An 18,606-nucleotide genomic window follows, 5' to 3' on the forward strand; every position below is an offset into this window, starting at 1 on the left:
GCCTGCTGACGAGATTCTTCACCATGTCGTGGCAGCATGCGAGAGTTGATGTGCCACGTTCGACGCGACCAGAGGACCCACCAGTGATCACGAGACCGCGTCGGAGGCGTCACCCGGCCGGTCGCGTCGATGTCCCGCCACCTGTCTCCTCGGCCGTTCTGCGAATCCCGGAGATCACCCGCGGGCCGGTGCGCGCCATCGTCCGCCGGGTGCTGATGGCATTCTCGGCACTGTTGCTCACAGCAACCGTCGTCTACTTCGGTAGATCCGGTTACACCGATACCGGCGATGCGCCACTGTCGTTTCTCGACTGCTTCTATTACGCGACGGCGTCGCTGTCGACCACCGGGTACGGCGACATTCACCCGATCTCGCCCGGCGCCCGACTGACCAACATTCTGGTGATCACGCCGCTGCGGTTCGTGTTCCTCGTACTGCTGGTCGGCTCCACCCTGGCAGCGTTGACGGAGACGTCGCGACAGGTGAACAGGATCAGGCGGTGGCGTCGCCGAACCTCGGGCCACACGGTGGTCGTCGGATACGGAACCAAGGGGCGCGCCGCCGCCAAGGCCGTCCTGTTCGACAACGACACCACCTCGGTCGCCGTCGTGGACACCGATCGCGGCGCACTGGACGCGGCGTGGGCCAGAGAGATGACGACCATTTCCGGATCGGGCACCCGACGCGACGTGCTGGGCGCCGCGGCGGTCTCCCGGGCTGGGTCGATCATCGTCTCGGTCGACCGGGACGACACGGCCGTGCTGGTCACCCTGACGGCTCGTCAGCTCGCGCCCACGGCGCGCATCGTCGTCGCCGTCCGAGCATCCTCGAGCGTGCACCTTCTGCGTCAGTGCGGCGCCGACACCGTCGTGGTCTCGCAGGAGACTGCGGGACGCTTGCTCGGTGTCGCGACGTCGGCACCGTCCGTCGTCGACGCCGTCGCCGATCTGCTGTCCCGTGATCGAGGACTCGCCATCACCGAGCGCGTCATCGAGCCCGACGAAGAGGGACGCGCACCCCAGGCATGCGACGAGCGCGTCCTCGGCGTCGTCCGTGACGGGGTTCTTCATCGCACCGGATCCGCCGTCGAGACGGTGAAGCGGGGAGACCGGCTGCTGTACGTGCGCTCCGGTCCGGACTGAAACCCGCTGGTAGAACGCGGTGACCAGGGAGCGGGTTGTACGCCGTAGGATAGACATCGGTGCGCCGGGAAGTCTGGTCGGCAACAGCTTTGTGCTACGTGCCTTCCTTCGGGTCGGGACGTGTGCACTCCGATCGCAACCCGAAAGGCCGCCTCCTGTGACCGATCCCGAATCCACACGTCCACGAACTTCGCTCTTCGGAGTCGGATCCTGGGCCGAAGCAAACCGCATCGCCGGCGTGCTGCGTAAGGAAACCGTAGGCGGCGCGTTACTGCTCGTCGCCACGCTGATCGCACTGATCTGGGCCAACTCCCCGTGGTCCGACGCCTACCACTCGCTGATGACCACCCGCGTCGGTCCGTCGGCACTGCACCTGGACCTCACCCTCGGTACATGGGCCGCGGACGGACTACTAGCAATCTTCTTCTTCGTCGTCGGCTTGGAACTGAAACGCGAGTTCGTGGCGGGGGACCTGCGTGACCCTGCGCGCGCGGCGCTACCGATCGCTGCAGCAGTGGGCGGCATGGTCGTTCCCGCGCTCATCTTCGTAGCGGTCAACCTGCGGACCGGCGATGGCGCCCTCTCCGGGTGGGCCATTCCCACCGCAACGGACATTGCCTTCGCCGTCGCCGTTCTCGCCGTCATCAGCACTCACCTGCCGACGGCCCTGCGCACCTTCCTCCTGACCTTGGCCGTGGTAGACGATCTGTTGGCCGTCACGGTCATCGCGATCTTCTACACCGACGACATCAACTTTCTCGCCCTCGGATTGACTCTGATTCCGTTGGCGCTGTTCACCCTGGCCGTTCAGAAGCGAGTTCGGTCGTGGTGGATTCTCATCCCGCTTGCGCTGGTCACCTGGGTGTTGATGCACGAGTCCGGTGTGCACGCCACCGTCGCCGGTGTACTCCTCGGGTTCGCTGTTCCAGTCATCCGAAGCAAGGCCGCTGGTGGTCCTGACGCAGGTCCCGGTCTCGCCGAGCACTTCGAGCACAAGATCCGTCCGATCTCGGCAGGCGTTGCCGTACCGCTGTTCGCGTTCTGCGCCGCAGGTGTCACGGTCGGCGGGCTGTCCGGCCTGGCTAGCGCGCTCACCGACCCCATCGCGATCGGCATCATCGCCGGCCTCGTGATCGGAAAGGCGGTGGGCATCTTCGGAACGACGTACGTGGTGTCCCGCTTCACCCGGGCGACGCTCGACGCGGGCCTCAAATGGCTGGACGTATTCGGTGTCGCGATGCTTGCGGGTATCGGCTTCACCGTGTCCCTGCTGATCGGCGACCTCGCCTTCGGCCAGGGAACCGAACGGGACGATCACGTCAAGGTCGGGGTGCTGACGGGCTCCCTGGTCGCTGCGACGCTGGCTGCCGTCATCCTGCGTAGCCGAAATAGGGCTTACCGCGAGATATACGTCGAAGAGACCCGGGACGATGATCACGACGGTATTCCGGACATGTACCAGCGGAAGGATTCGTCCGGACAGTAAGTTCATCTTTTTCTGAATACAGATTCTCCTGTACTCTGCTCGATATGGATCTGCTCACCCACGTCTCCGTGCTGTCGAGGTTCGGCCATGCTCTGTCCGACGAAACTCGAACGCGAGTGTTGTTGGCGCTGAAAGATTCGCCCCGGTACCCGTCCGAGCTCGCCGACGCCCTAGGCGTAACCCGGCAGAAGCTGTCCAATCACCTCGCGTGTCTGCGAGGGTGCGGGCTCGTGGTGGCGGTCCCGGACGGTCGGCGCACGCGATACGAACTGGCGGACGGCAACATCGGCCGGGCTCTGGACGACCTCCTCGCGGTGGTACTTGCCGTGGACCCCGCGTGCTGCGATGCCTCCACCGGCGACGGGTGCTGCTGATGTCGGCCGACATCGGCGCACAGGAGGCGTCGCTGCACCGGCGGGCCGCACTGTCTCGTCGAATTCGCTGGTTCGTCGCGGCGACCATCGCGTACAACGTCGTCGAGGCGGCCATCGCGATCACCGAGGGCACACGGGTGTCGTCGACGGCACTGGTCGGATTCGGCCTCGACTCCGTCATCGAGGTGTCCTCGGCGGCCGCGGTGGCGTGGCAATTCTCGGCGGCCGACCCGGAGTCGCGGGAAAAGGTCGCTCTCCGTGTCATCGCCTTCTCGTTCTTCGGCCTCGCTGCCTTCGTCGTGGTCGACGCGGTGAGAACGTTGTCGGGCGGCGCGGAAGCCGATCACTCCAGCGTGGGAATCGCGTTGGCTGCAATAAGTCTCGCTGTCATGCCCGGCTTGTCCTGGGCGCAACGTCGCGCTGGCCGCGAACTCGGATCGGCCACCGCGGTCGCCGATTCCAAACAGACGTTGCTGTGCACCTACCTCTCCGCAGTGCTTCTCGTCGGACTGCTGCTCAACAGTCTCCTGGGGTGGTCGTGGGCCGACCCGGTTGCGGCACTCGTCATCGCCGCCCTCGCCGTCAAGGAGGGAAGGGACGCCTGGAAGGGTGAAAGTTGCTGTACCCCTACGCCGATGTTGCCGTCCGGCGGCGACGAGTCCGCGTGCAACTGCTGTGGTGCCCCGTAACGAAAACTGACCCTAGCCACGCCACAGGCGACGCCTGTGCAGAGGTCGGCTCGCATGGATCGCGCTCGGACGATCTACCGTAGGCGCATGACCAGTCAGCCGGATCGCCCGAGATGGCGCGAATACGAACCGTCGCAGTTGCCCAAACCGCTTGCGGCGGCGCTCGCGGCGTTCGTCGATCAGGGTTATCACGGCGCGTCGATCCGAGACATCGCGACGCGCGCCGGTCTGTCGGTTCCTGGCCTCTATCACCACTATCCGTCGAAGCAAGCCCTGTTGGTCGGGCTGACGTCGGTGGCGATGACCGAGTTGCTCGACCGCAGCCGTTCGGCCGAAGCCGAGGCCGGCCCCGATCCCCGCGCCCGCTTCGACGCGGTGGTCGAGTCGCTGCTGCGCTTTCACATGTTTCGGCAGCAGGAGTCGTTCATCGCCTCCAGTGAAATTCGCAGCATGGAGCCGGGCGCCAGGGCCGAGTACATCGATCGACGTGACGAGCAGCAGCGCCAGGTGGACCGAATTGTGGCCGAGGGCGTCGAGGCGGGTCTGTTCCGGTTGAACAATCCAGGTGACGTCAGCCGTGCCGTGGTGACGATGTGTGTGGCAGTGGCGGGTTGGTACCGCGCAGACGGGCCCCTCACGCCGGACGAGCTCGTGGCTCGCTACGGGGAGATCGCGCGAAACATGGTGCGGGCGACCACCACGTCCGATACTCAGGACTGACGGGGGGGTGACAGGTCGCTTGTGACCCGCAACACTCGACGTGACCGAGCGATCGATCGGTCGGTAGATTTGGAGGAGGGTCAGCATGGCAGCGTCCTCGACACTCGTCGAAGCGTGGACCTCGCGAGTGGCTGCGCATCCGGACAGCACCGCGATAGCGTATTTCGACGGCCGGCTCACCGCCCGCGAGGTGGACGAGCTGTCCGACGCGCTCGCATCCGCGCTGTACGACAAGGGCGTGCGGCACGGCGATCACGTCGGTATCCACCTGCAGAACATCCCGCAGTACGCCATCGCGTTCCTCGCCCTGTGGAAGCTCGGCGCGGCGGCCCTCGTACTCAATCCGATGTACCGCAAAGCCGAACTGCGCCGCCTGATCGACGACGCCGAGGCTGTCGGTGTCATCTGCGCAGACACCGCCGTCGAGGAAAATCTGGATTCGCTCCGTGAGAGTTCGGTTCGCTGGCTGATGGGCACCAGCGGCCTGGACTTCCAAACCCGCAGCGATCCGCGGGTTTTCGAGACCGCCGAACGTCCCCGGTGGGAGGGTGTCGACGACCTTCTCGACGCGATCCGACGGTTCGAGGGTGTGCGCCCCGAGCCCGTCGATGTCGCTCCCGACGACGTGGCCATTCTCGCCTACACCTCGGGAACCACGGGACCGCCCAAGGGCGCGCTCAACACGCACGCGAACGTTCTGGCTGTCGCCACCACTTTCGGCGACCACGCGCTCATCGGCGACGGTGACGTGGTGCTCGCGGTCGCACCGCTGTTTCACATCACCGGCGCTGTCATCAATGCTGCGCTCGCGCTGATCAGAGACGTCACGCTGGTGTTCGCCAACCGTTTCGTCGCCGATGTGGTGCTCGACGCCTTCGCCGAGCACGGCGTCACGTACACCATTGGATCGATCACGGTGTTCAACGCGCTCTACGCGTCTTCGACTGCGACGAAGCAGCACTTCGAGTCGGTGCGCGCGCTGTATTCGGGTGGAGCGCCGATCCCGCCGGCAGCCGTCGAGAAGTTCGAATCGCGATTCGGCCACTACATCCACAATGCCTACGGAATGACGGAAACCTCTTCCGGTGTCATCGCCGTTCCGCCTGGCAGCCGGGCACCCGTCGACGCTGCCAGCGGAGCCCTGTCGATCGGGAAGGCATTGCCGCACGCCGAGATTCGCATCGTCGACCCCGAAGGATCGCCGCTGCCCGACGGCACCCAGGGCGAACTGGAAATTGCCGGGCCTCAGGTCGTGTCCGGGTACTGGCGCAAACCCGACGCCACCGGGGCAACGTTCCCGGGTGGACGGCTGCGCACCGGTGACGTCGCCATCCGAGACGAAGCAGGGTGGATCTATCTCGTCGACCGGTTGAAAGACCAGATCAACGTGTCCGGGTACAAGGTGTGGCCCCGCGAGGTCGAGGGAGCACTGCACGAGCACCCTCTGGTACACGAGGCGGGTGTGGTCGGCCGACCCGACAACTATCAGGGCGAGTCCGTCGTCGCCTATGTCTCGCTCGTTCCGGATGCGCACGTCACCGAACAAGAGCTGATCAGTTTCGTCGGCGACCGACTTGCCGCATACAAGCGACCGAAGCAGGTCCATGTCGTGGCCGAACTGCCCAAGACCCAGACCGGCAAGATCCGCCGCACCGAACTGCGAGATGCACTAACACCGACCGAGAAGGCAATCAGATGAATCCTGACATCACCCAGAGCACCGGCACGGTGAGCACGCCGCCGTTGACGATGCGTTCGAAGCGCAAGTCGCTGTTCGCGAGTGCAGTCGGCAACGTGCTCGAGTGGTACGAGTGGAGTGTCTACGCGGTGTTCGCGCCGTTCATCGCCGCCGTCATCTTCGACAACTCGAATCCGATCTCTGCGCTGCTGTCCACCCTCGCGGTCTTCGCCGTCGGCTTCCTCATGCGTCCGTTGGGCGGCATCATCTTCGGGCGCATCGCCGACCGGAAGGGCCGCAAGTTCGTCCTCATCTGCACGATGCTGATGATGGCCGGTGGCAGTCTCGTCATCGGTGTGATGCCGACCTACGACGCGGTCGGGGTATGGGCGTCGGTCATTCTGCTCGGCGCGCGCATGGTGCAGGGCTTCGCGCACGGCGGCGAATCCGCCACCGCGTACTCCTACGTCAGTGAGATCGCACCTCCGCATCGCCGCGGTATGTGGGGCAGCGTCGCGTTCATTGCGATCTTCGGTGGCTCGGTGCTCGCGTACACCATTGGTGGCGCCATCACCTCCACCCTGTCCGAAAGCGCTGTCGGCCAATGGGGATGGCGAATCCCGTTCCTGATCGGAGCGGTTCTTGCGCTCGTCGCCCTCTACCTCCGCCGCAGTATGGAGGAGAGCGAGGTGTTCGACGGTCAGGACTCCACCGACACCGCACCGAGCATTCCGCGCCGAACGATCGTGCGCGCAGTGCTGCTCATGGTCGGCATGACGTCGGGAATCACTGCCGCGCACTACACCTGGACGTCGTACATCTCCACGTTCGCGATCACGCAGAAGGGCATGGATCCCGACATCGCCTACTGGATGCTCGTGGTGGCCCAGATCATCGCCCTTGTCTCCCTGCCGTTCTGGGGGATGCTGTCCGACAGCATCGGCCGACGCCCGATGCTGTACGCATTCGCCGGTCTGCTCTTCGTCCTGCAGCTGCCTCTGACGATGATGATCTCCGACGCCGGCTGGACCCTGCTGGTATCGACGACGATCGCCCTTTTGATCGTGGCGATTCCCGCATCCGTACTGTCGGCGACGTTGTCGGAGAGCTTCCCGACCCGGCTGCGCACCCAGTCCATCGGATTCGCGTACTCCGTATCGGTGGCAATCTTCGGCGGCACCGCCCCCTACCTGAACCAGCTGCTCATCGGCTTCGATCTCGGGTGGGCCTTCAGCGTCTACATCATGGTCCTGTGCGTGCTCACCGGCGTCGCCTGCATCTTCATGAAGGAGACCAAGGGCATCCGGCTCGAAGACGTCTGACGCGGTGCTGTTCGGGATGGCGTCGGTCACTTTTCGCGTCGACTCGTATTCAGTCTCACCCGGTCGAACACCCTGGGGGCCGTGTGCACAAAGGGCTGCTGGAGCGGTGAGCAGTGTGCACGGTTCGAAGGCCGGGGGTCCCTGGCATCCTGCACGGTGTGACAACCCGCAGGTCGCCCTCGAAAGCAGACAACTCGCCCGGCGAGGATTAGCGCACCTCGTTGGCGGTTACTGTGACCTGAAGACTCGGGTACCCGGGTCGGCCAACAGAGGGTGTGTAGGTACATGAGCGTCGACAGAGAACTGGGCAGTCTGCCGTGGCAGGCTGACGAATGGCCACGCCCACGACGGGCCGTTCTACCCGAGGACGACGCGTTCTTCGTCCCTCCGGAAGGCTTCGAGCAGACCGAGCCGGGGACGATACTTCGGTACCGAGACGTCGAGGTCGCCCTGTACGGGCTCATTTCCCAGCAGGTCGACGCGTACCAGCTTCTCTATCGCACCACCGACGTCGGCGAGGCACCGCAGGTCAGCGTCACCACCGTTCTCGTGCAGCGCGACAGTGTCGCCGCCGAGCCGCGGCTGCTGTCGTACCAGTGCGCGATCGACGCGGTTTCCGCGTCCTGTTTTCCCTCGTACGCGCTCCAGCGCGGCGCCAAGGCGTGGGGAGCAGTACCTCAGTTCGAGTTCGTGCTGGTGCTCTATGCCCTCCGCAAGGGCTGGATCGTTTCCATCCCCGACCATGAGGGACCCGACGGTCACTGGGGTTCGCCTCGCGAACCCGGTTTCTGCACGCTCGACGCCATCCGCGCCGCTCTGCGCTTCCCGATGATCGGCCTGCGGGAAGACACCCCGGTCGGACTCTGGGGCTACTCCGGCGGCGGTCTCGCGACGTCGTGGGCGGCCGAAATGGCTCCGACGTACGCACCGGAGATCGACCTCGTCGGCGCCGCGCTCGGTTCGCCGGTGGGAGACCCGGCGTCGGCATTCACCCGCCTCAACGCAACATTCCACGCCGGGCTGCCGACCCTCGTCGTCGAGGGCCTCCGCCGCACGTACCCGGAGCTGGACCGCATCATCCGCAAGCACGTCAACGCGGACGGTCTCGAACTGCTCGCGTCCGTCGACGACCTGACCACCGTCGCCGCCGTGCGCAAGCTCGCGGGCCACGACCTCGAGAACTACATCGACATCCCCCTCGCCGATCTGCTGGCCACGCCCGAAATCCTCGAGGTATTCCAGGCCATCCAACCGGGCCGCACCGCGCCCTCGATCCCGATGCTCGTGGTGCAGGCCGTGCACGATCAGATAATCGCTGCCGACGACGTCGACGGACAGGTCGACCGCTACCTCGACCACGGCGTGCACGTCACGTACTACCGAGACCGGCTCAGTGAGCATCTGACGCTGCATCCACTGTCAGCGCCGATGACGCTGCAGTGGCTCGAGGATCGCTTCGACGGCGTCGAGCCTCCTCCCGCAGGTATCTTCACGGTGTGGTCGACGGCCAGTTCGTTCGCCGCGGTGCGAGGCCTGCTCGATTTGGCGTGGTCGACGACATTGGCGCTGTTCGGTCGTCGGCTCTGACGCCTGCTGCCCGCGTTTGCGTCTGCGGCGCTGGGGTACCCGGGCTGGCATGACATCGACGGAAGACCGCTCGGCCGGAATTGCCAAGGTTGCCGGCCTCATGAGCGACGCAAAGCTGTGCATGTTCACCACCAACGGCCGCGACGGGCACCTGCTCTCGCGGCCGATGGCGTTGCAGGAGACGGACTTCGACGGAGACCTGTGGTTCTTCGCGCGCAACTCCTCGCGCAAGGTCGCCGACGTTCGGGCGAACGGTTCGGTCAACGTCGCCTTCCAGTCGGGCACCGCATGGGTCTCGCTGTCGGGAACGGCGGAGGTCGTCGTGGACGACGCCAAGAAGAAGGATCTGTGGAATCAGCGCGCCGCAGCATGGTTCGAGGACGGGCCCGAGTCCGATGAGGTGGTCCTGATCAAGGTGAACGCCGAAGGCGCCGAGTACTGGTCGGCGCCCGGATCGAAAGTCTCGACCCTCATCGCGTATGCCAAGTCTCGTATCACCGGCGAAAAGCCCGACGTGGGGACCAACGACACCGTCGACATGTGAGCAGCGGCGTGCCCGTTACCGTCTCCTAGGTCGCCAGGTCCGGCATGCGCTCGGTACCCCAGCTACGTGCGGTATAGCCGACGATGTGCTCGATGTCGGCGGCGGGCACCTTGTCGGGTTCGCCGTTCTCCAGCGGGTCGGTGTGGAAGATGTACAGCCGAGATGCGAACTGATCGAACGGAAGTGATCCCTCACCGGCCCGCTCGCCGTTGCCTGCCGTGCCCACGACCACACCGTCGCCCCAGTCTTGACCGCTGTCGTTGTTGGGGTTGAAGAAAAATACGCGCATGACGCCGTCGGGGTCGGGCGCGACGCGAAGGATGGTGATCGCGTGCCAGCCGATGTAGCGAGCGGCGCTGTCCGTCACGGCAATTCCGGCGGGCTGCGGGTGAATCAGCGGCTGCCCGCCGTTGTAGTCCAGGTGGTACGACGCATGGAATTCGCGCAGGAAATCGTCGAGGTCGATGAGGTTGCCCGTGGCGACGTCGACGTTGATGTGGAAACCGCGTGCGGACCACCACCCGTGGAACTCGGGGTTGACCCAGCGATGTGGATCGCCCGGTCGATCCACGCATCGTCGTCCCATTTCCGCGTAGATGCGGTCGAGGTGCGGAACGACGAGTTGGGATACCGGGTCGAGGTCGATGGGTGACGCTGTGGCGAGGCCACTTTCGCTGTCCTTGGACGACAGCGACTGTCCTTCGAAGTGCATGACGATCTCGTCGTCGCGAGCCGCCCAGACGACCATCTGCAGCAGGTAGTCCGGGTCGTTGTACGCCCACATCGACAGTGCCCTCGCCGACTGGCACGTCGGGTTGTCGCCCTGGCCGACACCGAGCGGCTGGCCCAGCATCGACACGAGGCCGCCGAGCAACCGTGCTTCCGGGGCGGGATTCGGGCCGAACAGGTCGAGCAGTCGCTGCCGAACTTGCGGTGCGAGTGTCAGACGCACCTGACGCCACAGGGACGGAACGATGGGCGGCTGATGCAGTATTCCGCGGTCGAGGAGGAGCGCGATGCCGTACAGCGATTGCGCGGATTCGGGGTGGACGGCGTCGACGATGAGCCGGTGCACCAGTTCTGTATAGCGCTGCAGGCAGGTGCGCCCGGTCTCGGAGACACCGAGCGCTTCGCCGAGCAGATACGGGTTGTTGTCGATGAGGAAGCGCGTGAGTGTGGCGTGATACGGCGAGACGAGACCGGTGTCGTGCATGGCCCGTGCGAATCCGCGCGCCTCGAATTCGAGACCTTCGGCGTCCATGACGTCGAGCCGCGAGCGATACACGTCGACACCCGGGTCTTCGCGGCACGCCTCGGTCGGACCGAAGAGGGCTGAGATCAACCGGTCCAGGCCTTGGCCGGAAGCACCGAGATCGACGTTCGGGTCGCCGCGGTACACGGCGATGCGCGTGATGATCGCTTTCACGTGATCGACCTGAATCGGACGCTGACGCAGCACCCGCCATATCTCGTCGCCCAGTTCGTCGAGCACACTGTCGTAGCCGATCTGCTCGGCGATGTAGCCGAACAGATCTCGAATCAGGTGCGCGACCTTGCCCAAACGCACTCGCTCGGCCTCCGACGGTGCCGAGAACAGCGCTTCGAGGTTCATCGCCAGCACCTGCGAAAGGAAACGCTTCGCGTCCTCGGCGCTGATTGCCGGATGCTCGAATTCGCCCGCGACGATTGCCAGCATGCGCAGTTCGCTGGTGGCTTCGAGAACCACGGTATCGACGGCACCGCTCCGCAAACTCGTCCCCACGAACGCGGGAACGAGAATGTCGGGTTGAGCCCAATCGGTTCCGGCGAAGAGCCCCGCGTCCTCGAGCGCCTGCGCGCGATCACGAACCGCGGCGCACCCGCCCGGTTGCGTCAGCACCCGATTGAGCGCATCGAGCACGCGTCGCACCTTCGTGCCCTTGGAGAAATCCGGTGCAGCAGACAACGCCTCGGTGGCGTTGTCCAACTGCGCGAGCCGCGACGTGAGCGCCGGGTCGACGGGCGTGCTCATGGTCTGCGACATCTCGTCTCGAGGCGGTGCGGTGGGAGTTGTTGCACCGAGCTCTTCTTGGGCACTCCGGGATTCCTGCCTCACACGTAGAAGTCCAGTTCTTCCTGTCGCTCGAGCAGGTCACGCATGGTGTACGGATCGTCGCCGAAGAAGTACAGCAGACCCCAGTGCGTACCGAACGCCGTGCGCTTGGTGACAGTTTCCTCCAGCGGCGCCGACAGGTCGTTGGTCTCGTAGTAGTCGTGCTCGGCTGTCTCGGTGGGGATTTCGAGATTGCTGACCACGCGGCGGCGCGGGTAGACGCCGAAGCAACCGGCGATGCCCTTGGCGTCGACCACCTCGCGGGGGAAGAAGGCGTCGATCTCCTCCTCGGTCGTCTTGGGGTCGAACGCCAGCGCGAGCCCCTGATACGCGTTGAAGCCATACGCGCGCTCGAGAAGTTCGAACACCTTGAAGCCCGGTGGCCGGTACGCCACCTCGCCGAAGTACATTTCGCCGTCGCTGGTGACGAAGTACTCGGGGTGGATGAAGCCGAACTCGATGTCGAAGGTCTTGATGAGCTTCTCGATCTGCACGGTGATCTGCTCGCGGTACTTCTCGAGCTCCGGCGTCGCAGGCACGAACACCGAGTAGCCGAGCGTGACGTACTCGGAGATGTTGAGAAATTTGATCTTGCCGTTGTGGATCCAGGCCTCGACGGCGAACTCCCAGCCGTCGAGATGAGATTCCATCAGCGCCGGGAATTCTTCGTCCGGGATGGCGTCGACTTCGTCGGGCGTGCGGATGACGCGGTGGCCGAGGCAGCCGGCCTTGTCGAACGCCTTGACGTGGATCGGATCGTTCGGGTCACCGTCCAGCTTGAGCAACGTCTGGTTGACGCGGCGCAGGAAGCGGATGACGTCCTCACGGTCGTGCGCCTCCTCGAAGATGCCCACACGGATACCGCCCAGCTGTGCACGCCGCTTCATCAACGACTTGTCGCGTAACAGCATGGCCTGGCCGAAGAGCCGGGGATTGCCCAGCAGGACGGAGTTGATGGCTCCCGCCCATTCGACGGTCTCCTCGTACAGCGGGATCGCGACGTCGACGCCCTTGTCCTTCAGCGTTTCGGCGATCTCGAGCGACCGGTCGTTGAGGCGCTCGAAGTCCCACGGGAGGTACGGAATGTCGTGCTCGGTGCAGTACTGCTCGGCCCACGGCGGTGCCACGACCACGTAGCGACGATCGAAGTTGTCCAGGGCTTCCACCGCGGCGAGACTCCAGCCCAGCAGTGCGACGTAGCCCTTCTCCGGATTCTTCTCCAGTCGTGCGGGCTGCGGCATACATGGTCCTTTCCATCGGCGAATTCTGGTCAGGTCGTCTTTTTCCACCGTACAGAGGCGCGTCTCGTCGGATTTGTCAGGGCGAGTGTGCACTTTCGACGAGCCCACTTCTTCTGCGACGATGACGCGATGGGAAAGCAGAGTGCCGGAGTGTTGCCGTATCGAAAGATCGGTGGCCTCGTGGAGGTTTTGATCGGCCACCCGGGCGGTCCGTTCTGGGCGCGCAAGGACGACGGCGCGTGGTCGGTGATCAAGGGCGAATACACGCCGGAAGAAGACCCCGAAGACGCAGCGCGACGAGAGTTTCGTGAGGAAACGGGCGTCGACGTTCCGGCAGGGGCGCTCGTTCGACTACCCGAGATACGCCAGCGCGGCGGGAAGGTGGTGACGGTGTTCGCGATCGAAGCGGACGTCGACATTTCACAGGCCGTCAGCAACACCTTCGAGATGGAGTGGCCGCCGAAGTCGGGAACCATGCAGTCGTTCCCCGAGATGGACCGCGTCCAGTGGTTTCCGGTCGCCGATGCACGCGTCAAGTTGCTCGCAGCCCAGGCCCCGATTCTCGACTCGCTGCCGGCCCGGTGATGCGCAGTGCGCTGCGCGCCGGTGTGCGCAAAGTGTCGTTGGAACAGCACTAAGTGAACACGGGCGGCGGAGCCGCACATCCGAAGCCGCATCTTGACGCCACGCGGTGGGCGTGCGAGTCTGACTGCAAGACCGACCGAGCGATCGCTCGGTACCTGAGGCCGAGGGAGCGCAACTGTGTCGATCGATTTGAGGTACTCGCCGGAAGTCCAGTCGTTGATCGACAAGACCCGTTCTTTCGTCCGCGGGGAAATTTCGCCCATCGAGGACCGGTATCTGGGCGATGTCGAGAATGCGGGCGGTGACCGACTGCGCGTGACGATGCAGCAGGCAGCCAAGGACGCGGGCGTCTTCGCCCCGCACGCTCCCGTCGAGTACGGCGGAGCCGGGTTGAACATGAGCGACCGAGCGCCACTGTTCGAGGAAGGTGGCTACTCCCTGTTCGGCCCGATCGCGCTCAACATCGGAGCACCGGACGAGGGCAACGTGCACATGCTCGCTCACATCGCGTCGGCTCAGCAGAAGGAGCAGTTCCTCGCCCCGCTGGCCGCAGGAGACATGCGCTCGGCGTTCGCGATGACCGAACCTGCGCCCGGTGCCGGTTCGGACCCGTCGGCGCTCACCACGGCTGCGGTCAAGGTGGACGGCGGATGGAAGATCGACGGCCATAAGTGGTTCATCACCGGTGCGGACGGTGCAGGCTTCTTCATCATCATGGCTCGCACGTCGGGCAAACCCGGAGATCGCGGCGGCGCGACGATGTTCCTCGCGCCTGCGGACACCGCGGGCATCAGGGTCGGTCGTCACATCGGCACCCTCGACAAGGCAATGATCGGGGGGCACTGCGAGGTGTTCTTCGACAGCGTCTTCGTGCCAGACGAGAACGTGCTCGGCGCCGTGGACGAGGGCTTCGCCTACGCGCAGGTTCGTCTCGGGCCCGCTCGCATGACGCACGTGATGCGATGGCTCGGCGCGGCAAGGCGCGGGCACGACATCGCCGTCGCTCAGGTCGCGCAGCGTGAAGGATTCGGCAGCGTCCTGGGCGATCTCGGAATGATCCAGAAGATGGTCGCCGACAACGAGATCGATATCGCCGCGACGCGTGCGCTGCTGATTCAGGCGTGCTTCGCTCTCGATCAGGGCTCGCATGCCGCCAACGAGACCTCGATCGCCAAGACGTTCGCGGCCGAGGCGATCTTCCGCATCGTCGACCGCAGCATCCAGATGTGCGGCGGACTCGGCGTCTCGGACGACCTCCCCTTGGCCCGGCTCTCGCGCGAGGTGCGTCCGTTCCGGGTGTACGACGGGCCGTCGGAAGTTCATCGCTGGGCCATTGCCAAGCGTGTCGTCGGAGCCGCCAAGAGGGCACATCGCGAGGCGAAGGCATGAGTGAACCAACGGGTACGGCCGAGCTTCCAGGAATGGGCCGGCCCGCGCTGGCGGCGTTTCTGCGTGCGAACGGCATCGAGCTCGACGGCGATCTGCGCGTCGAACTGATCAGCGGCGGGCGATCCAACCTGACGTTCAAGGCGTACGACTCTCTCTCGGCGTGGGTGGTGCGGCGTCCGCCGACCAGCGGGCTGACACCGTCGGCGCACGACATGGCCCGCGAGTGGGCGGTGACGAGTGCGCTGCAGTCCACCGAGGTACCCGTCGCCCGCACGGTCGCATTCGACGCCGAGGGGTCGGTGCTGGGTGCGCCGACCACGGTGGTGGAGTTCGATCCGGGCAGGGTCATTCGCACCCGCGACGACTTGATCGACCTGTCCGACGCCGACGTCGCCGCGAACACAGCCGAGTTGGTCCGCGTACTCGCTCTGCTGCACGGCGTCGACTACGAGAAGGTCGGGCTCGGTTCGTTCGGCAAACCCGACGGTTTCGTCGGCAGGCAGGTGCGGACGTGGTCGCGGCAGTGGGAGACGGTGAAGACCCGCGAGCTTCGCGACGTAGAGACGTTGCGCGGGAAGCTCGAGGCTGCGATTCCGGCGCGGTCGGCGTCGTCGATCGTGCACGGTGACTACCGCGTCGACAACGTGATCTTGAAGGCGGACGACCCGACGACCATTGCTGCAGTGGTCGATTGGGAAATGTCGACGCTCGGTGATCCGCTCACCGATGTGGCGCTGATGTGCGTCTACCGGCAGCCGATCTTCGACGACGTGCTGGGTGTGAGCGCGGCGTGGACGAGCGATCGGTATCCGTCGGCCGACGAGTTGGCGCAGATGTACAGCCGTGAGTCCGGAAACGAGTTGTCGGACTGGAACTTCTACCTGGCGTTGGCGAACTTCAAGCTCGGTGTCATCGGTGAGGGCATCACCCACCGTGCGCTCGCCGGGTCCGATACCGGCGCGGGTGCTTCCGCAGCCGCCGAAGCAACCCACGAATTCATGGCCGCGGGTCTGCGGGCGATCGACGGGAAGAATTGATGACCGAAAAGTCTGCCCTCGTCACCGGCGGCACCCGCGGCATCGGCCTCGGAATCGCCACCCGCATGGCCACATTGGGCTACTCCCTGACCATCACGGCGCGCGATCGAGCAGCGCTCGACTCCGCAGCCGCGACGCTGACCGATGCCGGCGCTCCTCAGGTCATCACGGTGGCGGCGGATCTGGCCGACCGAGACGCGGCCGACCGCATCACCGCTGCGCACGCCGAGCAGTACTCGTCGATGACCGCGTTGGTGCTCAACGCAGGGGTGGGCACCGCGGGGTCGATCGCCGACTACCCGATGCGCAGGTTCGACAAGACACTTGACGTCAACTTTCGCGCCCCGTTCCAGATCCTGCAGAACGTCGTGCCGTTGCTGCGTGCCGGTGTGGCCGCCGATCCCGATGCAGGCGCCAAGGTCATAGCGTTGGCGTCCATGGCGGGCGTCTACTCCGAAGCAGGCCTGGCCGTCTACGGCGCGACGAAGGCAGCGATGCTCTCGCTCATCGAGACGCTCAACGCGGAGGAGAGTGGTAACGGCATCTGCGGGACCTCGATCGCGCCGGGCTACGTCGACACCGACATGAGCGACTGGACGAAGGACACGATCCCGGCGGAGAAGATGATTTGCGTCGACGACATCGTCGAGCTCGCTGTCAGTGTGTTGCGGTTGTCCTCTCGCGCAGTGGTTCCCCGCATCGTGGTCAACCGGGCGGGCGCCGGGCTGGGCGCGTAGAGCCTCGCTTTGGTCTCGCGATGTTCACATCGAACGGCGTAGAGCGGTGTGCGGTGTGTGCAAAACTCGTCTCGAACGCGGTCGACGGGACCGCTTGCACTCGGGGGTTCCATGGTCAACACGCGGCGTATCGCGGTGTTCTGCGCCGTCTTCGTATCGACGTGCGTCGGCGTTGTCACCGAGGCGGTTGCCGAGACGACACTGTCGACGCTTGCGGTGTATTCGCCGAGCATGGATCGAACGATCGACGTGCAGGTGCTTACTCCCGCCGCGCCCACCGGTCCGCGGCCCACGCTGTACATGCTCAGCGGTATCGGTGAAGAGGACCCGTCCAACAGCATGTGGTTGCGCAAGGGTGGGGCTGCCGAGTTTTTTCGCGACAAGAATGTCAATGTCGTTCTGCCTCTTGCCGGTCCGGGCAGCTTCTACACCGATTGGCAGCGCGACGACCCGACACTGGGGCGCAACAAGTGGGAGACGTTTCTGACACAGGAGCTGCCACCGGTCATCGACGCAAAGTTCGACGGCAACGGCCGAAACGGTATCGCCGGATTGTCGATGGGAGCGCAGTCGGCCTTGATGTTGGCGTCGCGGAACCCGGACACCTACTCGGCGGTGGGGGCCTACAGCGGTTGCTTCACCTCGGCGGACATCGCGGGGCAGGGCAGTATGCGCGGCATCGTGTCGGCGTTCGGAGGCGACGCGAACAACATGTTCGGTGGTCCGCTCGATCCTGAGTGGGCGGCTCACGACGTGCTGAACAATGCAGAGGCTCTCCGTGGCAAGGCGGTGTACGTGTCGGTCGGTTCGGGGCTGCCGGGTAGGCACGAGCGTTTCGAGACGGCCAAGGACTGGGACATCGTCGTCGTGGGCGGTGCCATCGAGGCCGGTTCGAACTTCTGCACCCGCAGGCTCGCCGACAGTCTGAGCCGGCTGGCCATTCCCGCCACCTTCGACTTCGAGGAAACCGGAACACATTCCTGGGCGTATTGGGTGGATCAGCTGCTCAAGAGTTGGCCGACCCTCGGCGCCGGTCTGGGGATCGCGTAGTCGAAGCATCCGTCTTGGTTACGGCTCGATGGATGACTTCTCCATGGTCACGGTGGGTCGGCGCGTCCTAGCGTGGTGCAGGTCACTCCCCGCGAAGAAAGCTGAGCCCCATGACCCCGTCCCACCAGCATGGACCCAGCCAAGCCCGAGATCGAGTCCAGAGTCGACAAGAAGGTGGCCCGACGGAGACCATGTTCGGGCTTGCGTCCGGCCTGTTCTTCATCGGCTACCTGCTCTTCGAAGTGCCCAGCAACCTGGCGTTGCACAGGTTCGGTGCCCGTCGGTGGATCGCGCGCATCATGCTCATGTGGGGCATTATCGCTGCTGCAATGGCCTTCGTCCCGACGGCAGGCTGGCTGTACGGCTTTCGGGTGCTGCTCGGCATTGCGGAGGCAGGCTTCTTCCCCGGCGTTCTTCTCTACATGACGATGTGGTTTCCACGGGCCTACCGGGTGCGGCTGATGGGCCTGTTCCTGCTGGCGCGTGATGTTTCTGGTCGAGGGACTCCCTGCAGTCCTGCTCGCTGTTGTGACCTGGTTCTACCTCACCGATCGGCCGTCCGAGGCCAAGTGGCTCGATGACGACGAAAAGGCCTGGCTGACGGCAGAGTTGGAGTCCGAGGATTCCGAGGAGGGCGCGCACATGTCGGGGTCCGTCAAGCGCGCTTTGACCGACGCGAGGGTGTGGATGCTCGGCCTCGTCTACTTCGGCATCACCTACGGCCTCTATTCGCTGAGCTTCTTCCTGCCCAGCATCGTCGCGGGCTTCAAGAAGACCTTCGACACGGATTTCTCGCTCGTGACGACAGGCCTTATCGTCGCTGTACCGTTCGCGATTGGAGCCGTCGCCATGGTCCTGTGGAGTCGGCATTCCGACCGCACCGGTGAACGAATCTGGCACGTCGCGATTCCGACCCTCGTGGGCGCGGTGTCC

At 65.0% G+C, this 18,606-nt stretch carries 16 protein-coding genes and 1 pseudogene; 15 read left to right on the forward strand and 2 right to left on the reverse strand.

Translation table 11 applies throughout. From position 1 onward, the window contains the following. Window positions 1-83 precede the first annotated feature (83 nt). From WBQ44_RS14855 to WBQ44_RS14895, 9 genes are all read left to right on the forward strand, one after another. A complete protein-coding gene (locus tag WBQ44_RS14855) occupies window positions 84-1,142 on the forward strand; it encodes a potassium channel family protein (protein ID WP_495567441.1) in 1,059 nt (352 codons plus the stop codon). Window positions 1,143-1,299: 157 nt separating this feature from the next. After that, window positions 1,300-2,628, forward strand: coding sequence for a Na+/H+ antiporter NhaA (nhaA, locus tag WBQ44_RS14860; RefSeq protein WP_495567442.1), 1,329 nt, complete (start codon window positions 1,300-1,302; stop codon window positions 2,626-2,628). A 44-nt stretch (window positions 2,629-2,672) separates the two neighbouring features. After that, on the forward strand, window positions 2,673-3,002 hold the full coding sequence (locus WBQ44_RS14865; protein WP_495567443.1) for an ArsR/SmtB family transcription factor: 330 nt from the start codon (window positions 2,673-2,675) through the stop codon (window positions 3,000-3,002). After that, window positions 3,002-3,691: a cation efflux transmembrane domain-containing protein gene (locus WBQ44_RS14870; protein ID WP_495567444.1), complete on the forward strand. Its 690-nt coding sequence runs from the start codon at window positions 3,002-3,004 to the stop codon at window positions 3,689-3,691. The genes WBQ44_RS14865 and WBQ44_RS14870 overlap by 1 nt, the downstream gene beginning before the upstream one ends. 87 nt (window positions 3,692-3,778) lie before the next feature. Then, entirely contained in the window at window positions 3,779-4,411 is a 633-nt protein-coding gene (locus tag WBQ44_RS14875) for a TetR/AcrR family transcriptional regulator (protein WP_495567445.1), read from the forward strand. An 85-nt stretch (window positions 4,412-4,496) separates the two neighbouring features. Further along, window positions 4,497-6,110 (forward strand): class I adenylate-forming enzyme family protein, encoded by a 1,614-nt coding sequence (locus WBQ44_RS14880; protein WP_495567446.1) that lies wholly within the window; start codon window positions 4,497-4,499, stop codon window positions 6,108-6,110. Further along, the gene (locus WBQ44_RS14885; RefSeq protein ID WP_495567447.1) at window positions 6,107-7,411 is read left to right on the forward strand and encodes an MFS transporter; all 1,305 of its coding nucleotides are present in this window, start codon (window positions 6,107-6,109) and stop codon (window positions 7,409-7,411) included. The genes WBQ44_RS14880 and WBQ44_RS14885 overlap by 4 nt, the downstream gene beginning before the upstream one ends. A 285-nt stretch (window positions 7,412-7,696) precedes the next feature. Next, window positions 7,697-8,998: a lipase family protein gene (locus WBQ44_RS14890; protein ID WP_495567448.1), complete on the forward strand. Its 1,302-nt coding sequence runs from the start codon at window positions 7,697-7,699 to the stop codon at window positions 8,996-8,998. 49 nt (window positions 8,999-9,047) lie between these two features. Further along, on the forward strand, window positions 9,048-9,542 hold the full coding sequence (locus WBQ44_RS14895; protein WP_495567449.1) for a pyridoxamine 5'-phosphate oxidase family protein: 495 nt from the start codon (window positions 9,048-9,050) through the stop codon (window positions 9,540-9,542). Between the two features lie 25 nt (window positions 9,543-9,567). Here WBQ44_RS14895 and WBQ44_RS14900 read toward each other — a convergent pair whose 3' ends face one another. Further along, the gene (locus tag WBQ44_RS14900) at window positions 9,568-11,553 is read right to left on the reverse strand and encodes a hypothetical protein (protein ID WP_495567450.1); all 1,986 of its coding nucleotides are present in this window, start codon (window positions 11,551-11,553) and stop codon (window positions 9,568-9,570) included. An 80-nt stretch (window positions 11,554-11,633) separates the two neighbouring features. Beyond that, window positions 11,634-12,875 carry an ATP-grasp domain-containing protein gene (locus WBQ44_RS14905; RefSeq protein ID WP_495567451.1) on the reverse strand — a complete coding sequence of 414 codons (1,242 nt, stop codon included), beginning with the start codon at window positions 12,873-12,875 and terminating at the stop codon, window positions 11,634-11,636. Window positions 12,876-13,004: 129 nt separating this feature from the next. Between WBQ44_RS14905 and WBQ44_RS14910 the strand changes: the two genes are divergently transcribed. The 6 genes and pseudogenes from WBQ44_RS14910 to WBQ44_RS14935 all read left to right on the forward strand — a co-directional run. After that, window positions 13,005-13,460, forward strand: a complete 456-nt coding sequence (locus tag WBQ44_RS14910) for an NUDIX hydrolase (protein WP_495567452.1) — start codon at window positions 13,005-13,007, stop codon at window positions 13,458-13,460. A 177-nt stretch (window positions 13,461-13,637) separates the two neighbouring features. Next, window positions 13,638-14,849, forward strand: a complete 1,212-nt coding sequence (locus WBQ44_RS14915; protein ID WP_495567453.1) for an acyl-CoA dehydrogenase family protein — start codon at window positions 13,638-13,640, stop codon at window positions 14,847-14,849. Continuing rightward, entirely contained in the window at window positions 14,846-15,886 is a 1,041-nt protein-coding gene (locus WBQ44_RS14920; RefSeq protein ID WP_495567454.1) for a phosphotransferase family protein, read from the forward strand. The genes WBQ44_RS14915 and WBQ44_RS14920 overlap by 4 nt, the downstream gene beginning before the upstream one ends. Further along, the gene (locus tag WBQ44_RS14925; protein ID WP_495567455.1) at window positions 15,886-16,623 is read left to right on the forward strand and encodes an SDR family NAD(P)-dependent oxidoreductase; all 738 of its coding nucleotides are present in this window, start codon (window positions 15,886-15,888) and stop codon (window positions 16,621-16,623) included. The genes WBQ44_RS14920 and WBQ44_RS14925 overlap by 1 nt, the downstream gene beginning before the upstream one ends. A gap of 111 nt (window positions 16,624-16,734) precedes the next feature. Next, a complete protein-coding gene (locus tag WBQ44_RS14930) occupies window positions 16,735-17,673 on the forward strand; it encodes an alpha/beta hydrolase (RefSeq protein ID WP_495567456.1) in 939 nt (312 codons plus the stop codon). Window positions 17,674-17,840: 167 nt separating this feature from the next. After that, a pseudogene (locus WBQ44_RS14935) lies at window positions 17,841-18,606 on the forward strand (MFS transporter); the annotation flags it as partial.

Source organism: Rhodococcus sp. (in: high G+C Gram-positive bacteria) (assembly GCF_049591685.1).
Classification (GTDB): domain Bacteria; phylum Actinomycetota; class Actinomycetes; order Mycobacteriales; family Mycobacteriaceae; genus Rhodococcoides.